This window comes from Emticicia sp., assembly GCF_043780375.1.
Classification (GTDB): Bacteria; Bacteroidota; Bacteroidia; order Cytophagales; family Spirosomataceae; genus Emticicia.
This window is the reverse complement of the sequence record NZ_JAYWCU010000236.1, coordinates 1-10,609: the sequence shown is the minus strand read 5'-3', so window position 1 is coordinate 10,609 and position 10,609 is coordinate 1. Positions and strand designations below refer to the sequence as shown.

Here is a 10,609-nt window from a genome sequence, read left to right as displayed (position 1 = left end):
TGATAATCCACATACAAAATCGTTCGTGTTTTGGGAATGGATCATTACCGAAATCAAGAAAGATTATCCTGATATGATTTTCTTGGCAGAAGCATTTACGAAGCCAAAAGTGATGCAACATCTCGCCAAATTGGGTTATTCGCAATCTTATACTTATTATGTTTGGCGAACAACCAAAGCCGAGATAATTGAGTACATGACCGAACTCACGAAAAGTGAAATGAGGCATTATTTTAGACCAAATTTCTGGCCAAATACCCACGATATTGACCCTTATATGCTCCAAACTGGGCATGAACCTTTGTTTTTGATTCGTTATTTTATGGCTGCCACGCTTGCAGGAAACTACGGAATTTTTGGTCCGACTTATGAATATTTATACCATGCTCCATACGCTGGAAAAGAAGAATATGCTTTTTCGGAAAAATATGAGATTAAATGGTGGAATTGGGAACATCGAAACAAATTGACTTATATAATTACGCAAGTAAACAAAATTCGTAAGGAAAATTTAGCTTTTCATAATACAAACAATATTGACTTTTGCCAAATAGACAACGACCAGCTATTGGCTTACTTAAAAATTGCTGCTGATGGCAACCGAATTTTGTGCATTACTAGCCTTGATGGTCATAATCGGCAAGGTGGTTTTGTAAAAATTCCTTTGTGGAAAATTAATAAAAATGAATCGGAGAGCTACCGAGTTCACGACCTTCTTTCGGGAGCAACATATATTTGGAAAGGCAATACAAATTTTGTTGAACTCGACCCAAATATCTTGCCTTTTCATTTATTTAGAATTGAGGATATTTAAGAGATCAATAATTGATAGATCTCAATCCATAGCTAATCAAACGTGCCATTTCTTTGAGCAAAACACCGCCAGAAAGTGGCACGGTTGATTTCAAATCTACTATAAAATGATCGTTTTTCCTGTAATAAGTTCAAATCTTTCACCCGTATATCTTGGAATATTTTTGCAAGAAAAATATAGTTTTGACAAAAACACCCAATGTCATTTACTAAAAGCAGGAATCAACCATACCTATCTGGTAGAAAACCAAAACGAAAAATTTATTTTCAGAATTTATAGTCTTAATTGGCGAACAAAAAATGAAATTTTGGAAGAAATAAATCTTTTAAATCTACTAAAAACTCAAAACATTTCTGTTTCTTACCCAATTGTCGATAAAACTAAAAACTACATTCAAATCCTCAATGCTCCTGAAGGTGAAAGATTTGGCGTAATGTTTTCTTATGCAGAAGGTGAAAAATTACTTAGTTTTTCGGAAGAAGCTCATTTTAACATTGGGAGCATGATGGCTAAAATTCACCAAGTTACCCAAAACAAAAACCTTGAAAGAATAAATTATACACCACAAATCTTACTCATTGATTCATTAAAGCATTTAGAAAAATTTCTTCCCAACGACACCGAGGAAATGGTTTTTATGCTATCAACACAGCAATATTTATTGTCAGAATTTTTAAAAGCTAATACTTCTGAAATCCGACAAGGAATTGTGCATCTTGATATTTGGTTCGATAATCTTAATATTACTAAAGACAATAAAATTACTATTTTTGACTTCGATTTCTGTGGAAATGGTTGGCTTTGTATAGATATTGCTTATTATATTCTACAATTGAATAGTACCGAGCGAGATGAGCCTATTTGTAAATCGAAAGTACAGAGCTTTCTTGCTGGCTATGAATCCATCAAAAAAATAAGTATTGAGGAAAAACGGATTCTACCAATGTTGGGCGTTAGTCTTTATTTCTTCTATCTGGGTATCCAATGCCAAAGATTTGATAATTGGTCGAACACATTTTTAAACGAAAACTACTTGAAAAGGTTTATCAATTTGCTCGTTAAGAGATATTTTGATTTGAATGGTTTAGGATAGTATAACCACATAATTTTGCTGATAAATAAACATTTACTACATTTAGCAATAAATCAAATAGGTAATCTTCTTTTCCTCCAAAAAAACCTATTTAACCCTAAAACTATGAACTACCAAACCCTGCTTGGTTTGCTGACCGAAAAAACTATCATTTCGGCGGAACAAGCTACCCAAATAAACACCACAGAAAAATCTCAACCATTTTCTATTCATTGGGAATTACGCTCAATACTCCTTCTGGGAATAACTTTTTTGAGTACCGGCTTGGGAATATTAATTTATAAAAACATTGATACGATTGGGCATAATATCCTCATCGGACTCATTGCGATAGTATGTATGGGGTGTTTTTATTACGCTTTTATGCATAAAAAGCCCTTTTCATGGCAAGAAGTTTTGGGAACAACTAACCTTGATGATTTTGCTTTATTGGGCGGTTGTCTTACTTTTTTGACCCTTGAAAGCTATTTACAATATCAATATACTATTTTCGGTACTCGCTATGGTTTGGCGGCTTTTATTCCTGCCGTTTTATTCTTCTTTTGTGCTTACAGATTCGACCACAGAGGCGTACTTTCGATGGCAATTACGGCTTTAGCTTCAGGCGTGGGAGTAAGTATCGCCCCAGTACAATTGTGGGAAGCAAATGATTTTAATAGTCTAAATCTTATCATAACTGCCTTACTATTAGGCAGCTTAGTGATTTTTACAGGTTGGATTTCTGAACAAAGAGATTTAAAAAAGCACTTTTCTTTCACCTATTTTCTTTTGGGTGGAAATTTGGCTTTTGTCGCTGCTTTAGCTGGTCTTTTTGAATTCGACTGGAAAATCATTTACTTCATTGCAGCTGCCGTTTTATCATATTTATATATAACTTATGCCAGGCAAAAACACTCTTATATATTTTTACTAATGGGGGTTGTTTATGGCTATATTGCGGTCACTTACGGTATTTTCAAATTGATGCCCAATGATTTAGATGCTTTCTTTTTCATGTTGTATTTCATGCTGACGGGTGCAGGAGTAATTTTGTTTTTAATCAAAATCAAAGAAATTATCGGACTAAAAAAATGAAAAAAGCATATAACGAAATTTGGGTTGAAAACATTGGCAATCAGTCAATTATCGAAAATTGGCACGAACAAAAGCTATTAAGCGAGGAGCAATTTGATGCGGCTCAAAAGGAATTTCCAGTAGGATTTCATCGCTCAAATATTTTCGTAAAAATAGGATTATTTATATTTACTAACATTGTTACTTCAGCAAGTATTGGTTTTATTTCAATATTTCTTGCTGCACTTGTTTCAGAATCAACAGCAGCTTTTTCTATCATAAGCCTGATTTATGGAGGAGTATCATTTTACTTCCTTGAATTTTTTATCAAAAAAAATAACCTTTATCGTTCGGGTGCAGACAATGCTTTACTTTACGCCATGATTGGCTCATTGATTGCTTTTTTTATCCTATTACCCAATATAAATTTACCAGTTTGGGCTTATTACTTCATCATTTTAATCATACTTTTACCAGCCCTAATTCGCTATGCCGACCCATTAGTGGCAATCGGTGTTTATCTTACATGGATAGCCTTATGGTTTATAATAGTGACTAAATTTCCTATTGGTAAATTGATTTTACCTTTTGTGATTATGATTGTTTCGGCAGCAAGTTATTTCTTTATTCAATTTTGGAAAAAGACAGAAAACTCTTCATATTATACTGACTGTCAAGATATTATCAAAATATTGACTTTAGCTACTTTCTATTTGGGAGGAAATTATTATGTAGTTAGAGAAGGAAATGCTATGCTTAATGACTTGTCAAATTCAATTCAAATTGCTTTTACTCCACTATTTTATTTTTTCACAGCGGCAATTCCAGTTTTTTATATCGTTCGTGGTTTACAAAAACATGACCGTAAATTTTTGATTGTTGGAATGTTGGCATTAGCATTTTCTATTTTCACTTACCGCCACTATTTTTCTATTTTACCACTCGAATGGGCCTCGACTATTGGTGGAGCAATACTTGTTTTACTCTCAATTTTGGCAATTAGGGCATTAAAAACACCAAAGTATAGATTAACTTACGAGCCTCATAGAAAAAATAAATTCCAAAATTTAGAAGCATTTATAGTTAATCAAGCAATTCAGCAACCTAACCAACCCGACAAAATGCAATTTGGCGAAGGTAATTTTGGTGGCGGTGGTACTGGAAGTGGGTATTAGTTCTGACTCTTGTTAATATTTTAATTGACACAGTTAAAAAAACAACCTCAACTTTGGCAAAATACGCCCAAATTTATGCTTTTCGACGAGAAGTAAGAGTAGAAAATTACCCATAAAACCACTTCATGAACACACCTTCAGAAATAAAAACAGAATTAGCAAATGCACTTTCGCACGGTTTGGGTATATTATTTACCTTTGTAGCTTCACCAGTTTTGATTGCCTTGGCTGTCCAAAAATCAAATCCTACGCTTACTTTCGTAGTTGCGTTCTATTGTTTTACGATACTTCTGATGTTTACTTTTTCTACGCTGTACCATGCTTTTGCTAATCCTTTAGTTAAAAAGACGCTGAGAGTTTTTGACCATATTAGTATTTTCTTTTTAATTGGTGGTACTTATGCCCCATTTATTGTACTTTTTACACCTCCACAAACCGCTTTTTGGTTCTTCGTCATTCAATGGTCGCTCATTGCTTTAGGTGTTATTAAAAAGATTTTTTACACAGGAAAATTCAGGTTACTTTCTACATTATTATATATTTTTATTGGTTGTTTAGTTTTCTTTCTCGGTACTAGTTTTTGGACACAATTACCCGAAAAATCAATATATTTACTTATCGGAGGGGGCTTGTTTTATTTGATAGGGGTAATTTTTTATCAAAATAGGAAAATTCCTTACAATCATTTTATATGGCATTTGTTTGTCCTTTCGGCTGCTATTTTTCATTATTTTGGCGTTCTGTCAGCAATTTAGCGATTAATTAAAACAATGTTTTGTCACTCTATTGGAGACTTAGCCAATTTTTCAATTATCTTTGGCTCATCCCTCGATTTTGAAAATGAAACGATTTCTCTCACTCCAAAAAATCACCAGCGAAGTCAAAAACTTTGTTCTCAGCCAATACTTCGGTGATGGACTACGAATAACTTTTGGCGTTGTTTTTCCAAGTTTGATACTTGCTCAATTCGATTTACTCAAAATCGGAATCTCTATATCGTTAGGTGCTGTGTGCGTGAGCATTTCCGACGCTCCGGGACCAATCACACATCGACGAAACGCTATGTTTTTAACGATGGTTTTGGTAACAATTATTTCATTGCTGACCAGTCTATGTGGCATATCGGTTTACCTTACAGGAGCATTGGTTGTGTTGCTAAGTTTTATATTTTCAATGTTTTATGTGTATGGCAATCGGGCAGCATCTGTTGGCGTAGCTGCTTTATTAGTTATGATTTTGGGCATTGATGATATTCGCCCACTCAATGAAATCTTACTTTATTCACTTTATATTTTGTTTGGAGGACTTTGGTATGCCACCCTAAGCCTATCGCTTTACAGCATTATGCCTTATCGTTTGGCAAGTTTATCTTTGGCCGAATCTATTATAGAAATTGCTGGTTTTATGAAAATCAAAGCTGGTTTTTATCAAAAAGGCATGGACTACGACGAAAATTATAAAAAGCTAATAGAAGCTCAAATAATAGTCAATGAAAGATTAGATGCTGTCAGAGAACAACTTTTTAAAAGCCAAAAAATTGTACGAGAAAACACCCAAGAAGGACGTTTTTTATTAGTTGTTTTTGTAGATATGGTTGATTTATACGAGCAAATCATGTCCACATTTTATAATTATCAGAAACTTCATAAGCAGTTCGACCATACAGGGATTCTCAAAGATTTTGAATCAATTCTTAATCATTTAGCCGAACAAATCGAAAATATTGGTGCTTCGTTGAAAGATGGAACAAAGCCTAAGATAAATCTTTTTTTACCACAAAGATTTAAAGAACTAAAATTTAGTATAGAAACCCTTGTTTTGCAAAAAGAAGATTCAAGCTTTGTATCTTCTTTTTCAATTATTAGCTTACAGGCTTTAAAAAACATTGAAGTAAATATTGAAAATATTTATCTAAGAATCAAAAAAATAAATGGATATTTTAATGAAAAAGAACAGGAAAAATTAGGCAGAAATAATATCAAAACAGCTGCATTTACTTCGCACCAAGCATATAATTTAGAGCCTTTCATAGAAAATCTGAACCTGAAATCTGAAAATTTTAGACATGCTCTGCGAGTATCGAGCATGATGCTGATTGGCTTTGCCATTGCCCAATCTATCCATCTTTTACACAGCAACTGGATTCTCTTGACAATCATGGTCATCATGAAACCTGCTTACAGCCTCACCAAAGAGCGTAATCTTGATAGACTTATGGGTACAATCGCTGGGGCATTTATTGGAATGATTATTTTGAATTATGTTACCGATAACCGCTGGCTTTTTACGATTCTACTATTTTGTATGCTCGGAACTTACAGTTTTCAACGTAAAACATACCTCGTGAGCGTAGTTTTTATGACCCCATTTATACTTATTCTTTTCGATTTTTTGGGAATGGGTAGCCGTGCTTTACTTATTGAGCGGGTTTATGATACTGCCATCGGCGGCGGACTTGCTTTTATCGGAAGTTATGTTTTATTGCCTCATTGGGAACATGAAAAATTAAAAAAAACCCTTGTTGAGATGTTGGAGGCAAATTTAGCGTATTATCATCAAGTTTCACAAATGTATTTTGGTGAAAACTATCAACGGATTCCTTATAAAATTGTGCGGAAAGAGGTTTTTGTTCGAAGTGCCAATTTGGCTTCTGGTTTTCAGCGAATGTTTTCTGAACCCAAACATAAACAAAAAAATATCAACGAAATACATAAATTTTCGGTCTTGAATCATTTGCTCTCTTCTTATGTGGCTACGCTCGCTTTGTATTCGAGAGAGCATTTTGAAGATTTACCTAATTTTGAAAATTTACAAAATATCGCTCAAAATACTGAAAATATGATAAAGGAAGCCATGAAAATTATTGAAAAAAGTGAATTTGTGGACATAGAAAATGTTAGAATTTTGAAACAAGAAAACACAAATATTCAAAAAGAAGAAAGTAAAATCATTATTCCAGACCAATTTATGAATATCCAAAAAGTAGCGTATGATATTTGTAAAATTTCTGAACGGATTAAGTTGTAAAAAATCAATTATAACATTCCTATTTCCTTCAAAATTCTTGTAAATTCATCATTCATCGGAGCTGTGATGTACATATTTTCGCCTGTAACTGGATGAATAAAACTCAATTCACTGGCGTGCAGAAGCATAGTTTTTAGTCCGAATTTTTCTTCAAACATCTTGTTGTGCTTACATTCTCCGTAGGTTTTATCACCAATTAAATAATGGCGTAATTGAGCAAAATGTCTTCTAATTTGGTGCATTCTACCAGTTTCTGGGGTAATTTCAGCCAACGAATACCTTGATGTAGGGTATCTACTTACAGCTATATCCAGCTCGATTTGTTTCAAACAACGAAAATGCGTAACGGCATCTTGAAAACCGCCTTTTTCTTTTTCAAGTGGTCGGTCTGCCGTACCAGATTCAGGCAAATGGCCTCTCACTAAAGCCAAATATTTTTTAAAAACAGCATGATTCTCAAACTGTTTTTTAATCTGTTTATCAACTTCAGACGAAAGAGCAAAAAGTAGTACACCAGAAGTTTTTCGGTCGATACGATGACAAGGGCTCACCCAACAATTCAGTTGGTCACGAAGCAATTGCAAAGCAAAAACACTTTCATCAGCAGCAATTGAAGAGCGATGTACCAACAAATTATGTGGTTTGTTGATAGCCACCAAATGCTCGTCTTGATATAAAATAGGAAGTATTATATTTTGCATTAATTTCAATAAATGTCATTTGATTGTGTAAAACTCCCTTCAATTCCGCTCTCAAAACTATTATTTTCTTTCCAATAAACCCTCAAAACCTTCGCTTTTACACCCATTTCTTCAAAAAACTGTAACCACGATAATTGTTGATTTGAAAGATTATCAGTTGGAGATTTTACTTCAACAAAACAATAATCTGCATTGTCATCCCACATAAAAAGATCAGGAAAACCTCGTAGGTTTTCAACCAAGTTTTTAGACATTTCGTGCAAAATCTTTTTCATTGCTTCAAACTCGACTACTTCAATGGCTTTTCTAACCATTAGCCACACTTCATCTAACCAAACAACGAAAGGATTAGCAATACCAAATTTCGATTCATAACGCTCACCCATATAAATAAGCAAATCTTGAAAGTCAGCAAAACTATCTAAATGACTGATTATTAAATCTTTACGTTTTTCATAAAAATCAGGCAAATACAAATCTGAAGGGCGGCGTTGAAACGGATGATGAAAAGCCACCAAACTTGGGTCAAATACAATATCCCAAAAAACTAAGCCAAAAATAGCCCTCCATAAATGATTTTCCGCAAAAACAGCCAATTTTCCTTCAGTATGGTAGTAATCAACAACGCCCATTTCAACTTGATGTCGAAAATCAATCGAGATCGTAATTGACTCTGCTTGGTGCAGCCAAGATGTTGTACTTTTTTTAGTTTTTTTCTTGGAATTGATTTTATTCAAAAAATCAATAGCAAAGAATTTTTCATCCGCATTTTTAGGAAACTCAATCATCTGCTGACAAAGTGAAAAAGCCTCGTCAATATGGCTGAGTTTTTGCAAAGTCCTTACTTGGCGTTCCCGAGAAGGCACTTGTTCTGTCAAGCGAAAAATAGTTAATGCTTCGTCTAATTGCTTACTTTTTTCGAGAAAAGTGGCTATTTTCAAAATTAAACGTTCATAAGATGGTTTGGCAACTTCGCTTAGATCACCAATGGTATCGGCAAAATTCAGGAACCAATCATAAATTTCGAGTGGTGGAGCAGTTTCTTTTAGTTGATAAAAAAGGTCATTTTGATCTGTAATTAGCCATTTATCTTCGGCATCTTTTCGGGTATTAAATCGGGCAACTAGTTTGTCATCATCATGGTTTTCAAATTGTACTAAACCCATATCTCGCATCACAAATTCTGTCATATCAAGATAACGATTTCCAAAAAACAAAAACTTCATAAAAGTAACCTCAAACTCAAAACAAACTTTAATAATCGGGTCAAAGGTATTCAATTTCTCAATGATTTCACTAAATTCAAAATCTTGCAATATTGCTTCTACAAGTTCTTCTTTTTTTAGTTTTTTGTAAACCGTCTTTTTCTCTATAACCGACTCAGCAAATCGCTCAATAATTTCTTTTGTAGTTAAAACTCCCAATAGTTCCTTGCCAAATGTTTGGTGTTTTTCAGTGTTTGGTATTTCAATAAATTCACGTTCAAAAAGTTCATTAATCAAAGCAGGAATATCTTCTAACTCACTGTAAGATAGCTTATTAATCCTAAAAAAAAGTCCACGTCGATTGCAAAAACGAATAAATAAGCATTGGGCATCCTCAGTTAAACAATAGTATTTTCGCAAGAAACGCCATTCATTTTCATTCAGAATATGGCGGTATTTTTCCTGAACAAAATCCAGTACATAATTAAAATATTCGAGATAATATTTAGGAGGAAGGTCGTTTTGTGCCACTTCGTTGGTCGATAGTCTAAAGATAATTCAATTTGACAAGCTAAAACTAGCTATTATCAGTAGGTCGTGTACTAATTTATAATTTTATTTTTAAACCATCATAAGCCAATCGAATATTTGGTGGAAGGTCTTTTTCCACTTCACTGTGCAGCCCCATTTTATGACTAATATGCGTCAAATAAGTCATACGAGCATTGACTTTCCCGGCTACTTCAATCGCTTCATTTAAAGTAAAATGCGAAATATGCTTTTCTTGCTGCAATGCACCCAACACTAAAATCTCAGTACCATTAGCCTTTTCCAATTCTTGTTCAGAAATAAAATTTACATCAGTAATATAAGTAAAATTTTTAATTCGGAAACCCAAAACAGGCAATTTGTGGTGCATTACTTCAATGGGTATAAACAATATATTTTCAATCGTAAAAGGCTGATTATTAATCTCTTGTAGATTTATTAGTGGTACACCTGGATACTTTCTTTCGTCAAAAGCATAAGCAAATTCACGTTTGAGTTGATTCAAAACTCGTGGGTGTCCGTAAAGGTCTAAATGATGAATTCCATGAAGATAATTGTAAGGACGAATATCGTCAAGCCCAGCAGTATGATCTTTATGTTCGTGTGTATAAATAATCCCATCAATGCTTGGGATGCGTTCTCGCAGAGCCTGTTGTCGAAAATCAGGGCCCGTATCAATAACAAAATTTTTATTTTCAACTTCAACCCAAACAGATACTCGTAAGCGTTTATCTCTATAATCTAAGGAATTACAAATTTCGCACCCACACGTCAGAACGGGAATTCCACCCGAAGTACCTGTTCCAAGAAAAGTTACTTGCATTTTAATTGAGTGATTGAGTGATTGAGCGATTTAGTGATTTAATGCCACACTAGAAATGAAGTAGTAGAAATGAATAATTAATTACCAGTAAAAAATCTAATCATTCACTCAATCACTCAATCAAACATTAATTGCTACTCTGTTAATCCTTTCACAACATTTACCAACT

General features: G+C 33.8%; 8 protein-coding genes and 1 pseudogene. 6 read left to right on the top strand and 3 right to left on the bottom strand.

Annotation, left to right across the window (positions count from 1 at the left end):
• The 6 genes and pseudogenes from ACH2CJ_RS18000 to ACH2CJ_RS17975 all read left to right on the top strand — a co-directional run.
• Positions 1 to 814: pseudogene (locus ACH2CJ_RS18000) on the top strand (alpha-1,4-glucan--maltose-1-phosphate maltosyltransferase); the annotation flags it as partial.
• A gap of 106 nt (positions 815 to 920) precedes the next feature.
• Positions 921 to 1,907, top strand: coding sequence for a phosphotransferase (locus tag ACH2CJ_RS17995; RefSeq protein WP_394994839.1), 987 nt, complete (start codon positions 921 to 923; stop codon positions 1,905 to 1,907).
• Positions 1,908 to 2,012: 105 nt separating this feature from the next.
• On the top strand, positions 2,013 to 2,981 hold the full coding sequence (locus tag ACH2CJ_RS17990; protein ID WP_394994836.1) for a DUF2157 domain-containing protein: 969 nt from the start codon (positions 2,013 to 2,015) through the stop codon (positions 2,979 to 2,981).
• Complete coding sequence (locus ACH2CJ_RS17985) at positions 2,978 to 4,135, top strand: hypothetical protein (protein ID WP_394994834.1); 1,158 nt, start codon at positions 2,978 to 2,980, stop codon at positions 4,133 to 4,135. The genes ACH2CJ_RS17990 and ACH2CJ_RS17985 overlap by 4 nt, the downstream gene beginning before the upstream one ends.
• 125 nt (positions 4,136 to 4,260) lie before the next feature.
• The gene (locus tag ACH2CJ_RS17980; RefSeq protein ID WP_394994832.1) at positions 4,261 to 4,890 is read left to right on the top strand and encodes a hemolysin III family protein; all 630 of its coding nucleotides are present in this window, start codon (positions 4,261 to 4,263) and stop codon (positions 4,888 to 4,890) included.
• A gap of 85 nt (positions 4,891 to 4,975) precedes the next feature.
• Entirely contained in the window at positions 4,976 to 7,162 is a 2,187-nt protein-coding gene (locus tag ACH2CJ_RS17975) for an FUSC family membrane protein (protein ID WP_394994829.1), read from the top strand.
• Between the two features lie 8 nt (positions 7,163 to 7,170).
• Here ACH2CJ_RS17975 and ACH2CJ_RS17970 read toward each other — a convergent pair whose 3' ends face one another.
• From ACH2CJ_RS17970 to ACH2CJ_RS17960, 3 genes are all read right to left on the bottom strand, one after another.
• Positions 7,171 to 7,863, bottom strand: coding sequence for a pseudouridine synthase (locus ACH2CJ_RS17970; protein WP_394994826.1), 693 nt, complete (start codon positions 7,861 to 7,863; stop codon positions 7,171 to 7,173).
• A 5-nt stretch (positions 7,864 to 7,868) separates the two neighbouring features.
• Positions 7,869 to 9,599: a VRR-NUC domain-containing protein gene (locus tag ACH2CJ_RS17965; RefSeq protein ID WP_394994824.1), complete on the bottom strand. Its 1,731-nt coding sequence runs from the start codon at positions 9,597 to 9,599 to the stop codon at positions 7,869 to 7,871.
• A 76-nt stretch (positions 9,600 to 9,675) separates the two neighbouring features.
• On the bottom strand, positions 9,676 to 10,440 hold the full coding sequence (locus tag ACH2CJ_RS17960) for an MBL fold metallo-hydrolase (protein WP_394994821.1): 765 nt from the start codon (positions 10,438 to 10,440) through the stop codon (positions 9,676 to 9,678).
• Positions 10,441 to 10,609 lie beyond the last annotated feature (169 nt).